This is a genomic window from Nocardia sp. IBHARD005 (assembly GCF_052814245.1).
Genome location: NZ_CP199935.1, coordinates 1,752,283 through 1,769,410, shown reverse-complemented (window position 1 = coordinate 1,769,410; position 17,128 = coordinate 1,752,283). Strand labels below are relative to the sequence as shown.

Sequence of the window (17,128 nt, the reverse complement as noted above, 5' to 3'; positions counted from 1 at the left end):
GGGGAAGCTTTCGTGACGACCGTTCCCGAGCTCGACGATCTGGCGATCATTCGCGTAGACGGCGCCGAGATCGATTGCACAGCAGTCGAAACCTCCATCGTAGTCGGCGTCGAGGAGATCGCGGCACTGGGCTGCTGTCTCGTGCAGCCGGTGTTCGGTGGCGGGCTCGTGCTGCTCGCCGAGATCGCGGCGCCGCTGTCGTCGGCCGCATCGCGGGCGGTGGCACGCGCCATCCGGGGCGCGATGATCGCGGGGCATCGGATCGCCCCGGAGCACGTCGTGTTGCTGGCGGCGGGCGAGCTGGCGCGCCGCGACGGCGGGTCGATCATTCGCGCGGAGGCGGTAAACCGGTATCGGCGTGCGGATTTCGCGCCGATCCACACCGACGCCGGTGCGCAGGCGTCGGCGGGGGTCGCGCTCGCACCTGCCGCGCCGGACGAAGCACAGAGCCTGGGCGAACGGACCGGCGGACCGCCGATGGACATCGACGCGGTGCGTGCCGATGTCGCCGAGCGCTGCGCGGTCAATCTCACCAAAGCGCGTGCGGCCGAGGATCTTACGCGGTTCGGCGTGGACTCCGTCGGCGTGATGAGCCTGGTCGGCTACTGGCGTATCCGGGGCTGGGACGTCCGGTTCGCCGAGCTGATCGAGGATCCGACGCTGGCCGCCTGGTCCAGGCTGCTCACCGGCCGAGGGGGCGAACCGACCGATCAGTCACGATTGCTCGACCCGACTGCCATGCACACCGGCAACGGGCCGCTCCCCCGAGCTGCCGACTCGACGGCTCCTTTCCCGCTGACCCCGGTGCAGTACGCCTACTGGCTCGGCCGCGCCGACGACCAGCCGCTGGGCGGGGTCAGCGCGCACTACTACGTCGAATTCGACGGTCCCGCGCTGGATCCCGACCGGCTCGAGCGCGCTGTGCGGGCACTACTTGCCCGTCAGCCGGGCCTGCGCACCCGCGTGCTCGACGACGGCACCCAGCAGGTGCTCGACCGATCGCCGTGGCCCGGCCTCACGGTCGCGGATCTGCGCGAGCACGACGACGACGCGCGTGTGGCCGAGCTGCTGTCCCTCCGCGCCGACCTGGCGCACCGTCGCCTCGATGTCGATGCGGCGGAACTGATCGATCTGCGACTATCACTGGTACCCAACGGATCTCGGCTGCACCTGAATGTCGACCTAATCGCCGCTGACGTCCTGAGTATCCGCATCATGCTCACCGAGCTCGCCGCGCTCTACTCCGAACCCGAGGCCGCGCTCGCGCCCTTGCCAGTCGACGTGGCCGGGTACCTGGCCACGCGGGAGGCCCAGCGTGCGGTGGCCCGCGCCGCCGACCAGCAGCACTGGGCCGGCCGGCTCGACGATCTCCCGGGCCCGCCGGATCTGCCGCTGGCCTGCGACCCGGGAACGATCCGCCCGGTCCGCTTCCGCAGGCACAGCGTCCACATCGCCGCCTCCGCCCGCAATCGCTTGGCCGAGCGCGGAATCGAGCGCGGCGTGACCCTGCCGATGGTGCTGATCACCGCGTACGCGGAGGTCCTCGCCGCCTGGAGCGGCAGGCAGCGCTTCCTGCTCAATATTCCGCTGTTCGATCGCGCCGCCGACCAGTCGGGCCTGGACGCCCTGATCGGCGACTTCACCAATCTGCTGCTGCTCGACGCCGACATGTCCGGGCCGGTCGGTTTCGCGGAGCGAGTCGCCGCAATACAGGCGCGTTTTCGCGCCGACGCCGCGCACTCGGAGTACTCGGGCGTGGACGTGCTACGCGATCTGCGCCGGCTCCGGCCCGATACCGCCCTGCCCGCTCCGGTAGTGTTCACCGGCGCGGTCGGCATGGGCGACCTGTTCGGCCCCGATGTGCGGACGCGGCTCGGCGATCCGGGCTGGTCGATTTCCCAGACGCCCCAGATCTGGCTCGACCACCAGGTGCTCGACGCCGCCGGCGGACTGGTCGTGAACTTCGACGCGGTCGAGGGACTCTTCGACGACGGTGTCATCGAAGGCATGGCCGAGACTTACGAGCAGCTGATCACCTTGCTGACCGGACCCGACGATCTCGCCTGGGCCGCGCAGGTCCCCGCGCTCGTGCCCGCTGACACGCAAGCGACCCGCACCGCCGTCAACGAGACGACCGCACCGATGTCGGCAAAGGTGTTGCACGAGAACTTCTTCGACCATGCCCGCCGCGCGCCGGATCGTCCCGCCTTGCTGTGGGGGCTCGACGGCGAACCCGGCAGCGGGCGCTGGACTTACGGCGAGCTGGCCGGGCGTGCGCTGCACCTGGCCGGCGCGATCGCGGCTCAGGCCGAACCCGGTGCGATGGTGGCGGTGCAGCTGTCGAAGGGCCCGGATCAGATCGTTGCCGTACTCGGTGTGCTCGCGGCCGGCTGCGCCTACGTGCCGATCGGTATCGATCAGCCGATCCGGCGCCGGGATGCGGTGCTGCAAGCCGCGGGCGTACGCACCATCGTGGACGCGGAATTCGAGGTGTCCGGCGCGACGCCGCTGCCCGCACCGCGAGCGGTCGCCACTGCCGAAACTGCCTATGTCATCTTCACTTCCGGCTCGACGGGCACGCCCAAGGGCGTGCAGGAAACGCACCGCGCGGCCATGAACACCATCGAGGACATCAACGAACGATTCGCGGTCGGCCCGGAGGATCGGGTGCTCGCGGTCTCAGCGCTGGATTTCGATCTCTCGGTTTATGACGTGTTCGGCGTACTCGGCGCGGGCGGCGCATTGGTGCTGATCGACGAATCCGAGCGACGCGAGGCCCGGCGCTGGTGGGATCTCGCCCAGGCGCACGGCGTCACGATCTGGAACACCGTGCCCGCCCTGCTCGAGATGCTGCTCGAGGGAGCGCCCGCAGATGTGCCCACCCCCGCACTGCCCGCCGCCCTGCGGCTGGCCATGGTCTCCGGCGACTGGGTGCCGCTGGAGCTACCGCACCGCCTCGCCGAGGGCGGGGCGGGGCGCTGCCGCCTGATCGCGATGGGCGGGGCCACCGAGGCCGCGATCTGGTCCAACGCCTTCGACGCGACGGGCGGTGCGCCGCCCGGGTGGCGTTCGATCCCCTATGGTCTGCCGCTGCGCAATCAGCGGTTCCGTGTCGTCGACGAGCAGGGCCGTGACCGCCCCGATCAGGTACCGGGCGAGTTGTGGATCGGCGGCGTGGGTGTCGCGCAGGGTTATCGCGGTGATCCGGCGCGCACCGCCGAGAAGTTCGTCACCATCGCGGGCGAACGCTGGTATCGCACCGGCGATCTCGGCCGCTATCGGCCGGGCGGCCTGCTGGAATTCCTCGGCCGGACCGACCATCAGGTGAAGGTGCGCGGGCATCGCATCGAGCTCGGCGAGATCGAATCCGCGCTGCTGTCACATCCGGCGGTGACCGCCGCCGTCGCCGTCGCCTTCGGTCCAGGTTCGGCGAATGGGCAAGCCACACGCGGCAATACCGGCACGCAGCTGGCCGCGTTCGTAGTCGCCGGCGACAAGCTCGACGCCGACGGCTTGCGCGAATACGCGCGGGCGCGACTGGCGCCGTATGCCGTGCCCGCGGTGCTGCGCGTGGTCGACGAGCTACCGCTGACCGCCAACGGCAAGGTCGACCGTGGCGGGCTAATCGCCCGCGCGGCCGCCCGTGGGCTCGCCGCCCAGCCCACCAGCACCGCACCGCACGGAGTGGTCGAGATGCAGGTCGCCGCGAGCTGGGCCGAGGTACTGGGCCTCGAATCGGCTTCGCGCGAGGACCATTTCGTCTCCCTCGGCGGTGACAGCCTGACCGCCACCCGCGTGGTCAGCCTGCTGCGCACCCGTGGCTACCCGAACGCCGGTGTCGGTGCGCTGTTCGCCGCGCCGGTGCTGCACGAATTCGCCGCCACACTGCGGGCCGAATCCGTAACCGAAAGCGCGCAACGCGAGCCGGCCCGGCTGATCCCCGGCGACCCCGCGACCCGGTTCGATCCGTTCCCCGCCACCGAGGTGCAGCGCGCGTACTGGCTGGGCCGCTCCCCGGAATTCGTACTCGGCGGCGTCGGCTGCCACTGGTACACCGAATACGACGGCACCGACGTCGACGTGCTGCGGCTGGAACTGGCCTGGAACCGGCTCATCGAGCGCCACGCCATGCTGCGCGCGGTCTTCGACGACGAGGGCGGACAACGGATCCTGCGCGATACCCAATGGTTCGCGATCCCCGAGATCGAGGCCGAAAGCGCCGACGGCGCAGCCGAACTGGAGTCTCTACGGGCCGAGATGTCCGAGCAGGTTTTCAACCCGGGATGCTGGCCGCTGTTCGACATCCGCGCGGTGCGCTACGGGACGCGCACCCGCATCGGCATCAGCTTCGACAATCTCGTCACCGACGCGATGAGCATCGCCATCCTCTACCGCGAACTCGACACCCTCTATCGTGACTCCCGGGCCGCCCTCGACCCGATCGAGATCAGCTTCCGCGACTACGTGCTCGGCGTGCGCCCCGACCCGGACCGGGAACAGGCCGCACGCGACTACTGGCAGCGCCGGGTACCCGAACTGCCGCCGCCACCGGATCTGCCGCTCGCCGCCGACCCGGCCGAAATCGGCATACCGCGCTTCACCCGCCGGGAAACCTTCGTACCCGCCGCGCAGTGGCAGCGGATCTGCGCCACTGCGCGCAGGCACGGGCTCACCCCCTCCTCGGTGCTGGCCACGGCCTTTGCCGAGGTGCTCGCAGCCTGGAGCGGGCAACCGCGAATGACGTTGACCGTCACGTTGTTCGATCGCCGACCCGTGCATCCCGACGTCAACGCCGTAGTCGGCGACTTCACCTCGCTGCTGCTGCTGGAATGCGCGCCCGCTCCCGGCGACGACTGGGCCGGGCGGGCCCGGCGCCTGCAAACCCAGATGGCCGCCGACCTCGAGCACAGCGATATCCCGGCCACCTGGGTGCTGCGCGAGCAGGCCCGCCGCTCCGGCGTCGCGGCCGCGGGCGCTCCGATCGTGTTCACCTCCACCATCGGCATGGGCACCGGATGGAGTCTGGACCGGGCCTTCGGGGACCGCGTCTGGGGCCTGTCGCAGACCCCGCAGGTCTGGCTCGACCATCAGGCGACGGAGGTCGACGGCGGCCTGTCACTGGTGTGGGACGCGGTCGAGGACCTGTTCGCGCCCGGCATGCTCGACGAGATGTTCGCCGAGGAGCAGCGAATCCTGTTGTGGCTGGCCGAGTCCGAGCACTGGGGCGGGTCCGGCCCGGCAACCTCGGCACGCGCGGTCGCCGGCACCCGCGCGGCCGATCGTGCTGCCGCGGCCCCGGCCGCCGCGGCAGGCGGCGGTCCACCCGAGGGCCCGCTCGAGGAACAGCTCGCGGCCCTGTTCGCCGATATTCTCGAGCTCTCGGCGGTCGGACGCGACGACAATTTCGTGGTCCTCGGCGGCGACAGTCTGGCCGCGACCCGGCTCATGCGCCGGGTCCGCGAAGCCACCGCCGCCGAGGTGCCGTTGCGCGCGTTCTTCGTCGCGCCGACGGTGCGCGGTCTGGCCGAGGCGGTACAGGCCCGGGCGGGTGTCTGGATGGACGAGGCCGAGGTGGAGGAAGGGACGCTGTGAGCATCGAGGACTTCGTCGACGAATTCGCCGCACTCGGGGTACGGCTGTGGGTCGAGGACGCGGCACTGCGGTTTCGCGCGCCCAAGGGAGTGATGACCGCCGAGCGCAAGCAGGCGATCACCGCCCGGCGGGCCGAACTCCTGGAATACCTTGCCGCGGAATCGGTTCTGTCGATTAACCCGACGCCGACCGCCCGCTTCGAACCGTTTCCGCTGACCGATGTGCAGGCCGCCTATCTGCTGGGCCGGCACGCGAGCCTGGATTACGGCAAGGTCGCCTGCCACGCGTATATGGAGATCGAGTACGAGGATCTCGACCCGGTTCGTTTCCAGCGGGCCTGGCGCACGGCAGTGCACCGGCACGACATGCTGCGCGCGGTGGTGCACACCGACGGCTATCAGCGGGTGCTGCCCGAGGTGCCGGATTACGAGATCGCCGTGGTCGACGTGCGCGGCCTGGACCCCGAACAGCAGCGGCGCGCCAGCGCGGACACCGCGGCGGAGATGTCACATCGCATGCACGACCCGCAGCAGTGGCCGCTGTTCGAACTGCGCATCGTGCGCGGCGAGCGCCGCTCGGTACTACATCTGTCGATCGATCTGCTGATCGCCGACTTCGTCAGCTTCCGCGCCCTGCTCGCCGAAACCGATCGGCTGCACCGGGATCCGTCCGCCGCTCTGCCCGCGCCGCCGGTCACCTTCCGTGATTACGTGCTCACCGAGCGCGGCATGCGCGACGGGCCGGGCTACCGGCGCGATCGCGACTACTGGTTCGAACGCATCGGTGAACTCTCCGGCGCACCGGAGCTGCCCATGCTGCCCGGGGCTGCCACCGATGACGCACCCGTGCGTTTTCAGCGCACCCAGTTGCGCCTATCCCCCGAGTCGTGGACCCAATTGCGCAACGCGGCAGCGCAACACGGCGTGACCGCCGCGGGTGTGGTGCTCGCCGCGTTCGCCGAGGTGATCGGGCGCTGGAGCCGGACACCGCGGTTCACCCTCGATCTCACGCTGCTCAACCGGCTGCCGCTGCATCCGGCCATCGGCGATGTGGTGGGCGATTTCACCTCGCTGAGCCTGCTGGAGGTGGGCCGCGAGGCCACCGTGCCGTTCGCCGAACGCGCCGTGGGTCTGCAGCAACGACTCTGGGCCGATCTCGACCACCGGAGCTTCTCAGGTGTGGAGGTGATGCGCGAGATCGCCCGCCGGCGCGGCCGCGGCGCGGCGCTTATGCCCATCGTGTTCACCAGTACCATCGGGCTTGCCACCGAAAGCCCTTCGGGTGCGGGCGAACCGGAAGGTCAGCTGCTCGACGGCATCACCCAGACGCCGCAGGTCTGGATCGACTGCCAGGCCATGGAGCGCGCCGACGCCCTCGAGGTCAACTGGGACTTCCGCCAGGGGTTGTTCCCGGACGGGCTCGTCGAGGAGATGTTCGGCGCATTCGCCGCACTGCTCGATGCGCTGCGCACCCGGCCGGACAGCTGGTCCACTCCCAGCCCTACGGCGTTGCCCCAGGCCCAACTGCGACGACGGGCCGACACCAACGACACCGTCGCCGCGGTGCCGGAGGGACTGCTGTGGCAGGACTTCCTGGCCCGCGTGCAGGAACAGCCCGACCGCCCGGCGATTTTCACCCCCGACGACCGCGCGACCTACGGTGAACTCGCCGCCCGCGCCTTCGCGGTGGCACAGGCTTTGCGCGCCAGAGATATTCGCCCCGGCGAGCTGGTCGGCGTGCGGATCGGCAAGGGCGTCGACCAGATCGCCGCGGTGCTCGGCGTGCTGCTGGCGGGTGCGGCCTACCTCCCGATCGATCGTGCGCAGCCGGTGCTGCGGGCGGCCGACATCCTCGACACGGCCGACGTGCGCGTCCTGCTGATCTCCGGCAGCCCACCGGAACCCGAATTGCCCGAGCAGCTCGAAAAATTCGACATCTCGGCGCTGGCCCCCGCCGCAGAGCTGCCGGAATCCGCACTCCGGGTCGTCGACCCGCGCACGCTCGCGTACACGATCTTCACCTCTGGCTCCAGCGGCAAGCCCAAGGGTGTGATGATCTCGCACCGGGCCGCGCTCAACACCGTCGCCGATATCAACCGCCGCTTCGGCGTCGGTCCCGGCGACCGCGTGCTCGGACTCGCCCAGCTCGGTTTCGACCTGTCGGTGTACGACATCATCGGACCGCTCTCGGTCGGCGGCGCCCTGGTGCTGCCCGCCCCCGATCGCGGGGCCGATCCCGCGCACTGGGCCGACCTGGTCGCCGAATTCCAGGTGACCGTGTGGGATTCGGTGCCCGCCCAGCTGCAGATCCTGCAGCACTACCTCCGCGCCGAGCCCCAGGTGCGCCTGGATACGCTACGGCTGGCGATGCTCAGCGGCGACTGGATCCCGGTCGGCCTGCCCGACGCGATCCGCGACCGCCTGCCCGAGTTGACCGTGGTCGGGCTGGGCGGTGCGACCGAGGTCTCGATCTGGTCGGTCTCCTATCCGATCGACGTCATACCCCCGGAGTGGCCGAGCATCCCCTACGGCGCGCCGCTGACCAATCAGAGCCTGCACATTCTCCATCCCCGGCTGGCCGACGCCCCCGACCTGGTCACCGGTGAGCTGTACATCGGCGGCATCGGCGTCGCCGAGGGCTATCTCGGCGATCCGGTGCGCACCGCGGCGCGGTTCGTGCCGCATCCGCGCACCGGCGAACGGCTCTATCGCACCGGCGATCTGGCCCGCTGGCTGCCAGACGGGCTGACCCAGTTCATCGGCCGCGCCGACAACCAGGTGAAGATCCGCGGCCATCGGATCGAGCCTGCCGAGGTGGTGACCGAGCTGGCCGAGGTGCCGGCGGTGGCCGACGCCGCGGTGGTCGTCACCGGCGAGCAGCTCGATCGCAAGCTGGTGGCGTTCGCCGTGGCCACAAAAGTGCCAGGCCAGCCGGCGGATTCGAGCCGTGACGAGCTTGACGCCGCACTGGTCCAGGCGCGGATCGGGCGCGGGATCGATGCGGCGGGCCTGGTCACGCTGACCGACCTGCTCGACCGCGCCGCCCTGCTGTCCATGCTGGCCGCCCTGGTCCGAACCGGGGTCGTGCACGCCGAAAGGATGACCGCCGACGGCGGCCCGCCACCCGCGTCCCGGCACGCCCGGCTGCTGCGCCGCTGGCTGCAGGCGCTGCGCGCCGCCGGAGTCGTGTCCGAGAACGCCGATCGCACGGGCAGTTCGGCGGAAGAACTCGGCGCCGAACTCGCGCAGCTGTGGGCGCGGATCGAAGACCAGCGTGCCGCGGTCGACTACGGGCGCGAGCTCGTCGACTACTTCCGCCGCAGCTGTGAGCACGCGGTCGCACTGCTACGCGAGGAAAGCGATCCGGTGGCGCTGTTGTTTCCCGAAGGGGACGTGACCACGGCCTGGGCCGCCTACAACGACAATCCTGCGGTCCGCTACGCGAATCGAGCCGCCGCGGCCTGGATCGCCAGGCTCGCCGCCCGCCGTGACCGGCCATTGCGGGTCTTGGAGGTCGGCGGCGGCGTCGGTGGCACGACCGCGGAACTCCTTGCCGCGCTGACCGATCGAGATGTCGACTACACCTTCACCGACGTCTCGCAGTTCTACCTCGCGCGCGCCGAGGAGCAGTTCGGCGCCGAGCCGGCGCCGGGCGTGCGGCTGCGCGCCGCCCTGCTGGATCTGGAGCGCGACACACGGACCCAGGGATTCGCTCCGAACTCCTTCGATGTCGTGGTCTGCGGCGATGTGCTGCACGCGCTGCGTGACGTCGACGCCGCGCTCGGCCGGATCCGGGAACTGCTCGTACCCGGTGGCCGGCTGGTGCTGCTCGAGGCCGTGCGGGAACACCTGCAGGCATTGACCTCACTGGAGTTCATGCTGCGCCTCGATCCGGGCAGCGCCGACTTCGAGGACTCCCGGCGCGGCCGCGACCGCACCTTCCTGCCGGTCACCGAGTGGCGCGAGCTGCTGACGGCGGCGGGCGCGGACGCGGTGTGCCTGGCGCCGACCGAGGACGACCCGATGGCCCGCGTCGGCATCGCGGCTCTCACCGCGCGCTTCAAAGCCGATATCGCGGAGTTGGATCCGGCGTGGTTGGCCGAGCAGGTGGCCCAGCGCCTGCCCCGCGCCATGGTGCCGGCGCGCATCGAGATCGTCGACGCGCTGCCGCTCACCGGCAACGGCAAGATCGACCAGGCGCGGTTGCACGAATGGGCTGGCGCCGCAGCCGAACCCGCCGCCACCGTGGACACGCCGCCGGTCGGCGAACTGGAAACCGAGCTGGCCTCGATCTGGGCGGCAGCGCTCGGGCTGGACGCGGTGGGCCGCGGCACCGACTTCTTCACCCTGGGCGGCGATTCCCTACTGGCCGCGCAGATCGCGGGCAAACTGCGCGATCGTGTCGCCGTGGCGGCGGGCACACCGTTCGACGAGCTGCTGCGGCTCATGCTGGAAGGCCCGACGGTCGCCGAGCTCGCGACCGAACTCACCGCGGGTGCGAGCCAAGGCCCGGCGGCGAGCGCGGAGTCGGCGGAGATGTGCGCGATGGTCGAGCTGGATGTGACGTCCACGGGCCCGGTGCGGCTGTTCGTGCACGACGGCACGGGACTGCTCGGCGGCTATCAGGGCGCGGTCATGGCAGTGCGGGGCACCGGCACCGCCCTGGGTCTGGGGTTGACGGATTCGTCTGGGCCACAGGGGCTTCCGACGGCGGGGCTGATCGACCGCGCGGCGCTGGACTATGTGCGGCTGCTCGACGGCAGCCTGCCGCCGGGTCGGCCGGTGGACATCATCGGCTGCGCGGCCGGTGCGCCGGTGGCCACCGAGGTCGCCCGGCTGCTCGGCGAGCGCGGCGGCGAGGTACGCACGCTCGTCCTGGTCGAGCCGGAACCCGTTGTTCTGGAACAGGTGCTGGGCTTGGCAGCGGACGCATCCGAGGAGCAGTTGGCCGCCCTGCTCGCCGAGCTGGCACCCGAATCCACCCTGCACACCGGGGCTTTGCGCGAGCGCTACGCGCACGGTGCCGCGGCCGCCGACGCCTACGTCCCCGACGCGTACGCCGGTGACATGGTGCTCGTAGTGCGCGAGCCGTCGGCCGCCGAGCGCTGGAGCGAGGCCTGCCTCGGTGAGCTACGCGTCATCGAGGCAGACCCCGCGCTGACGGTCCCGGAACTACTCGACGACCTTGCCGCGCTGACCGATCCGAGTCCGGCGGAACCGCGATGACCGACGTGCGCGATGAGTCCGGCATCCGGGTCTCCCCAGGCATCCCACGCCACATGACGGTCGCGGTGCTCGGCGCCACCGGCGCGGTCGGGCGCGAGGTCTGTGGTGCGCTCTCGCGGGCCGGGCTGCCGGTGCGCGCCGCCGCCCGCAGCATCGGCACCGCCGACCTGCCGGCCTGCATCGAGGCACGGCCAGTCGACATCGCGGATCCGTGTGCGCTGCAGGCATTCTGCGCCGGATCACGTCTGGTGGTGAACTGCGCCGCTCCGTCCTCGCGCACCAGCGAGCCGGTGGCGCTCGCAGCGGCGCGATGCGGCGTGGACCTCGTCGACGCGGGCGATCACGATGTCTCGGTCCGGGGAGCGGCGGTCGTGGTCCGGGCGGCGGGCATGGCGCCCGGGCTCTCGGAGTTGCTGGTGCGCCGGGCCGCATCCGGGCTGGGTGCGGTCGCGCGGGTCGTCACGCATCTGGGCGGGCTCGACCGGTTCGCCGCAGGCGGTGCCGCGGACTATCTCGCCGGGATCGGACGCGACTCGGGTGCGGGGTTGGCGTGGCGATGCGGGGCCAGCGCGCCCAGCCCGTCGGGTGTGCACCGCGCCGTCGACCTGCCGCCGTTTCGTGAGCGCGTCGACGTGCACCCCTTCCTCAGCGCCGATCTCGTCCGGACGTTGCGCGCGCTGGGCATTCCCGAAGCAGACGCCTACGCCGTGTTCCCCGGCGAGGCCGTACGGTCACTGCTCAGCCGTCTGGGCGCGCGGATCACCGACCCGCGCCCGGAGGACGTGGCGGCACTTCTGCGCGCCGCCGAGCTGGACCTCGCGGGCCGACGGCCCTACCACGTGCTACGGGCCGAAGCCCGCAGTCCCGCCGGAGAATCCCGGAATACGCTGCGGCACACCGTTGTCGTCCGGATCCCGTCGGCGACCGTCGCCACCGCGGCGACGGTCGCCCAGACCGCCGCCGCCGTCCTGGCCGGCCGGGTACCGCCCGGCTGCCACCACGCCTCCGACGTACTCGATCCGCACACCGACCTGGACGCGGCGGTTGCGCACGCGGGCGGCACCATCTGGGAGTCGACCGAGCAGATCACCCTGGACGACACCGACCCGGACGCCGATGCCGTCGAGGAGGGCATGCTGTGACCGATCCGCTGCGAATCCTGGTGTGCGGCACCACCTTCGGACAGGTCTACCTCGACGCCATCGCGTCGGACCCGGAATCCTTCGCGCTCGCAGGCGTGCTGGCGACCGGCAGCGGTCGTTCGCGCCGCATCGCCGACGAGCGCGGCGTCCCGCTCTACACCGCGGTGGACCAGCTGCCCGCCGACATCGATGCCGCCTGCGTGGTGGTGCGCTCCGGACTGCTCGGCGGCCCCGGCACCCGGCTGGCCGAAGCGCTCCTAGAACGCGAAGTACATGTGCTGCAAGAACATCCGGTGCACCACGACGAACTGGCCGATTGTCTACGCCTGGCCCGCAAACACGGCGTGCAGTACCGCCTCAACACCTTCTATGAGCACCTCGAGCCGACCCGCAGGTTCCGTGGCGCGGCCGCGGAACTGCTGCAGCGCCGCGAACCGCTGTTCATCGACGCCGCCGCCGGTTTCCCGGTCGCCTTCGGGTTGCTGGATCTGATCGGCGGGCTGCTCGGCGGGGTCCGACCGTGGTGGTTCGGGCCGCTGGCCACGCCGCCCGAACAGCACACCGGCCGACCCGGATTGCGGGTGCTGACCGGATCGATCGCGGGCGTGCCGGTGTCGCTGCGAATCCAGCATCAGCTGGATCCGGTGCACCCGGACAATCCGGCCGAGCTGCTGCACGGTCTCAGCCTGACGGTCGAGGGCGGAACCTTGCATCTGGTCACCACGCACGGCCCGACCGTGTGGGCCAGCCGCCCGCGACTGCCCGCAGCCGCCGCACCCGGAATCCCGTGCGCCGCCGACCCGCCCGCCGCGACCGCGGTGCTGGGCCCGGACCGCACACCGAGTTTCAGCGACTGCGTGGCCACGCTCTGGCCGGAGGCGGTCCGGCACGCGCTGCACGACCTGCGCACCGCGGTCGTCGAGGAACACGACGTAATGCGCCGGGGCCGTTATCATTTGAGCCTCTGCCAAGCCTGGCAGGACCTGGCCAAACGACTCGGCCCGCCGGAGCTCGTCAGCTTGGATTCCGGCGCGGAATTGACCGCCACCGACCTGCGCGCGGTGTTCGACGCCGGAACGGGGCAGCCGTGACGGCGCACGCCGCTGCCGCCACGCACGCGAATTGGCTGCGTGGACTCGAGGATCCCGCCCCGCGCGGCCGGCTGGTGTGCTTCCCGCACGCGGGCGGTTCGGCGGCTTTCTTCCACCCGTGGCGTCGGCATTTGCCCGAGGGGCTCGGGCTGCTCGCCGTCCAGTACCCCGGCCGCGCGGATCGCATCCGGGAACCCTGCGCCACCGACGTTGCCCAGCTGGCCGTTCCTATCACCCGTGCGCTCGATATGTTGCCCGATCCGCTGGTCCTGTTCGGGCACAGCATGGGTGCGACCATCGCCCACGAGGTCGCGCGGCGGATCGGGCGCCCCATCACACTCGCGGTGTCCGGCCGGCCCGGTCCAGCCCGGGCGCGCCGCACCGCCTGGCATCGCACCGACGACGCGACACTGTGGGACCGGGTCCGCGAACTCGGTGGTCTGCCAACCGAAATCGCAGATCTGGCGGAACTGCGCGATCTCATGCTCCCGATCCTGCGCGCCGACTACCGGCTCAGCGAGCGGCATAGCTATCTGCCCACCCCGCCGCTGCCCGGCCGGGTCGTCGCCATGATCGGCGATCGCGACCCCGAGGTCACCGCCGCCGAGGCCCGCGAGTGGGAGTCGAGCACCACCGGCGGCTTCGACCAGCGCACCTACGAGGGCGACCACTTCTACCTCGTACCGCACCGGGACACGGTGGTGCGGGATCTCGCCGCGCTCGTCCTGGCACCGTGAATCCAGAAAGGTAGCGCCTCATGTCCACCACCGAAGCCGGCCCCGCGTCGGTCGGCCAGCGCCAACTGTGGCTGATGGACCACTATCTCGGCGCGGGCGGCGCGCTGAACTGCCCGATCATCCTGCGGATCAGCGGCGACCTCGACCGAGACCGGCTCGCCGGCGCACTCGAGCAGGTCATCGCACGGCACGAGGCGCTGCGCACCACCTTCACCGGGCGCGGACGCTGGTTGGCCCGGAAAGTCGCCGCGCCCTTCGCGATCGAGCTACCCGTCGTCGACCTGACCGACAGCGCCGATCCAGAGGCCGCAGTCATCGAAGCGCTGCGTGCGGAGCTGGCCACCCGATTCGACGTTACCGAGCAGACCCTGCGCGCCCGGCTGTGGCGGCTGGGCCCGCGCACCCATGTGCTGTGCCTCAACCAGCACCACCTGATCACCGACGCCTGGTCCTGTGGCATCGTCAGCCGGGAACTGGGACAGTCCTATTCGGGCCGGGACCTGCCCGAGGTCAGTGCCGCGTTCTCCGATTTCGTGCGCGCGGAGACCGAGGAGCTCAGCGGCGACCGGCTGGCCCGGCTACAGGAGTATTGGCGCACCCAACTCGACGGCCTCAGCGTGCCGCGCCTCCCCGAGCGCGACCCGAACCGCACGCGCAGTATCGCTTTCGCCCGCACCCGTCTGAACCGCCAGACCAGGGCGGGCATCACCACCACCGCCCGGGCGCACCGAACCACGCCGTTCGCGGTGCTACTGGGCGCGTTCATGTCGGTCCTGCACGCCCACACCGGGCAGCGTGATCTCGCGGTCGCCTCCCTGCTGGCCAACCGCGCCCCCGGCGCAATGGACACCACCGTCGGCTACCTCGCGAATATGGTGCTGCTGCGCGTGCGTTTCCCGCAGGCCCGCAGCACCGGCGAGGTGGTCGAGGCCGCGCGCAAGACCGTGGTCGGTGCGCTGGTGCATCAGGCGCTGCCCTATCAAATGTTGCCCCTCAACACGATTCGCGCTCAAGCCGTGCGCGATGTGGTGTTCCAGGTCTTCGCCGAGGCTACCCATCAGACCACGCTCGGCGTCTCCGATCTCACCGTCGAGCCGGTGGATCCGCCCGCCGGCATGGGCGCCCGCTTCGACCTCGACTTCGTCGTGATGCCGCATCGCGACGGCGGCTTCGAGGTGGTCGTCGGCTACGCCAGCGACCGTTTCGAGGACGCCTGGGTCCGCGGCTTCGTCGACCGCTTCGCCGAGGTCGCGGCGGGGCTGGCCGAATCACTCTCGGGGACAATGCTGCCGGGCTGACCCACCTCCTCCGGCGCCACCGCCCGCAGTGACGCGGCGGCCTTCACCAGGATCTCGTCGAACTCGTCGTCCGGATCGGAGTCGAGCACGATGGCCCCGCCCGTCCCGATCGTCAGGCGGCCTTCGGTCAGCACGATGGTGCGGATGACGATGTCGAGGTCGGCCGCCCCGCCCGGCTCCAGGAAACCCAGGGTGCCCGAGTAGACCCCGCGCGCCCGGTCCTCGAGCTGGCCGATGATCTCCATGGTGCGTTCCTTCGGCGCGCCGGTCATGGAACCGCCCGGGAAGCAGGCGCGCACCGCGTCGAGCGCGGTGTGCCCGGTGCGCAGGCGGCTGCGGACCGTCGAAACCAGTTGGTGCACAGTGGCATAGGTCTCGACATGCATGAGCTTGGGCACCTCGACACTGCCGGCCACCGAGACCCGGCCCAGGTCGTTGCGGACCAGATCGACGATCATCAGGTTCTCCGCGCGAGTCTTCGCCGACGCCGCCAGTTCGGTGCGCAGGTGAGCGTCCCGGACCGGGTCGGCGGCCCGCGGCGCGGTGCCCTTGATCGGTTTGGACTCGACGATGCCGTCGCGGTCCACGCGCAGGAACCGCTCCGGTGAGGAGCTCAGCACATGCACGTCACCGGCGCGCAGATACGCCGAGTAGGGCGCCGGGTTGAGCCGTCGCAGGCGGCGGTAGACCGTCAACGGGTCACCCTGGAAGGGCAATTCGAGTTCGGCGGTCAAGCAGATCTCGTAGCTCTCCCCTACCCGCAGTGCCTGCTGGCACTGCGCGATCTCCTTGACGTAGTGCTCGCGCGAGCGGTTCAGCCACGGCTCAGGGTCCACGGCCGCGGTGGGCAGCGCGACGGGATCGGCCGGGCTGCTGGAGGTTTCGACGACGGCGGTCGCTTCTTCGACCCACGCCCGCACCTGGGCACAGTGCTGGGGATCGCCGTCACACAGGCCAAGCACCCACCAGGCATCGGCCTGATGGTCCACCGCCAGCAGTCGGCTCGCCGACATCCACACCGCGTCCGGCGTCGCCGCGGCGTGCCGATTCGGGGAGCCGGACTCGGCCTTCATCTCGTAGCCGAACCAGCCGACGTAACCCCCAGCAGGCGTGACCGGCAGGGACGGATCCACCACCCCAGCCCGGTCCGCGAGCCGCATGCGCAACGCGTCGAAGATCGAGGCGTGCTCGACCGTGGTGCCGTCGGTTTTTTGGCACTGCAGAGCATTTCGTCCGGCCTCTGCGGTGAGCACCTCACCGCAGGGACCACCGGCGTCGCCGAGAAAACTCCACCGTGACAGGCCCGGCTCCACCCGGCTGCTGTCGAGCCAGAAGGCGAACGGCCGCGACCCGAACAACTCCTCGAACAAACGCTCGGCGCTCGGCCCGGCCGAACCGGTGCGGGCCCGGTTGGCGTGCACCCGCCAGCCGGTGTGATTCGCCTGGTCTGCGGCATTCCCGTTCATCGCCAGATGCCGGAAGTTCTCCAGCAGCCGGGCGCCGTATTCGGTGGCCACCGATTCCGGGTGGAACTGCACGCCCCACCAGGGTCTGCCGCGGTGCCGCAGCGCCATGATGACGCCGTCGGCGCCGCGCGCGGTGACCTCCAGCTCGTCCGGCACCGGATCGGCGACGCACAGCGAGTGGTAGCGCACCGCGGTAAACCCTTGCGGCAGTCCGTGAAACAGGCCCGTGCCGTCGTGGGTGACGCTTTCCAGATAGCCGTGGCGCGGCTGCGGCGCGGGCTGGACGGACGCGCCGGTCACCATGCCGAGCACCTGATGACCCAGGCACACCCCGAGCACCGGCAGACCGAGCTCGCGCACCAGATCGGGCCCGGCGCCGACGTCGCGTGCGGTCTGCGGCCGGCCCGGCCCCGGCGAGAGCACCACCGCGTCGTAGTCGGCCGCGTCCACCGCGCGCAGGGCCGGATCGTCGTTGCTGAACACCGCGGGCTCGACGCCGTAGGTCGAGGCGATGAGCTGAAAGAGGTTGTAGGTGTATGAATCGTGATTGTCGATCAGTAAGACGCGCATTCGACGG

The 17,128-nt window shown here is 70.9% G+C and carries 7 protein-coding genes; 6 read left to right on the top strand and 1 reads right to left on the bottom strand.

From position 1 onward, the window contains the following. Positions 1-12 precede the first annotated feature (12 nt). The 6 genes from ACTWPB_RS08260 to ACTWPB_RS08235 are packed head-to-tail and all read left to right on the top strand — an operon-like array spanning position 13 to position 15,085. Positions 13-5,592: an amino acid adenylation domain-containing protein gene (locus ACTWPB_RS08260; RefSeq protein WP_446225091.1), complete on the top strand. Its 5,580-nt coding sequence runs from the start codon at positions 13-15 to the stop codon at positions 5,590-5,592. Beyond that, the gene (locus ACTWPB_RS08255; RefSeq protein ID WP_446225090.1) at positions 5,589-10,817 is read left to right on the top strand and encodes an amino acid adenylation domain-containing protein; all 5,229 of its coding nucleotides are present in this window, start codon (positions 5,589-5,591) and stop codon (positions 10,815-10,817) included. Before ACTWPB_RS08260 ends, ACTWPB_RS08255 begins: the two co-directional genes overlap by 4 nt. Beyond that, a complete protein-coding gene (locus tag ACTWPB_RS08250; protein ID WP_446225089.1) occupies positions 10,814-11,959 on the top strand; it encodes a saccharopine dehydrogenase NADP-binding domain-containing protein in 1,146 nt (381 codons plus the stop codon). Before ACTWPB_RS08255 ends, ACTWPB_RS08250 begins: the two co-directional genes overlap by 4 nt. Continuing rightward, complete coding sequence (locus ACTWPB_RS08245; protein WP_446225088.1) at positions 11,956-13,050, top strand: Gfo/Idh/MocA family oxidoreductase; 1,095 nt, start codon at positions 11,956-11,958, stop codon at positions 13,048-13,050. Before ACTWPB_RS08250 ends, ACTWPB_RS08245 begins: the two co-directional genes overlap by 4 nt. Beyond that, positions 13,047-13,787: a thioesterase II family protein gene (locus ACTWPB_RS08240; protein WP_446225087.1), complete on the top strand. Its 741-nt coding sequence runs from the start codon at positions 13,047-13,049 to the stop codon at positions 13,785-13,787. Before ACTWPB_RS08245 ends, ACTWPB_RS08240 begins: the two co-directional genes overlap by 4 nt. Before the next feature lie 20 nt (positions 13,788-13,807). Beyond that, a complete protein-coding gene (locus ACTWPB_RS08235; protein ID WP_446225086.1) occupies positions 13,808-15,085 on the top strand; it encodes a condensation domain-containing protein in 1,278 nt (425 codons plus the stop codon). Here ACTWPB_RS08235 and pabB read toward each other — a convergent pair. Further along, on the bottom strand, positions 14,974-17,121 hold the full coding sequence (pabB, locus tag ACTWPB_RS08230; RefSeq protein WP_446225085.1) for an aminodeoxychorismate synthase component I: 2,148 nt from the start codon (positions 17,119-17,121) through the stop codon (positions 14,974-14,976). The genes ACTWPB_RS08235 and pabB overlap by 112 nt on opposite strands. Positions 17,122-17,128 lie beyond the last annotated feature (7 nt).

Bases quoted from the DNA above. Each gene is read 5' to 3' on its own strand.
- ACTWPB_RS08250 (WP_446225089.1), top strand. From the start codon at position 10,814: ATGACCGACGTGCGCGATGAGTCCGGCATCCGGGTCTCCCCAGGCATC.
- ACTWPB_RS08235 (WP_446225086.1), top strand. From the start codon at position 13,808: ATGTCCACCACCGAAGCCGGCCCCGCGTCGGTCGGCCAGCGCCAACTG.
- pabB (WP_446225085.1), bottom strand. From the start codon at position 17,121: ATGCGCGTCTTACTGATCGACAATCACGATTCATACACCTACAACCTC.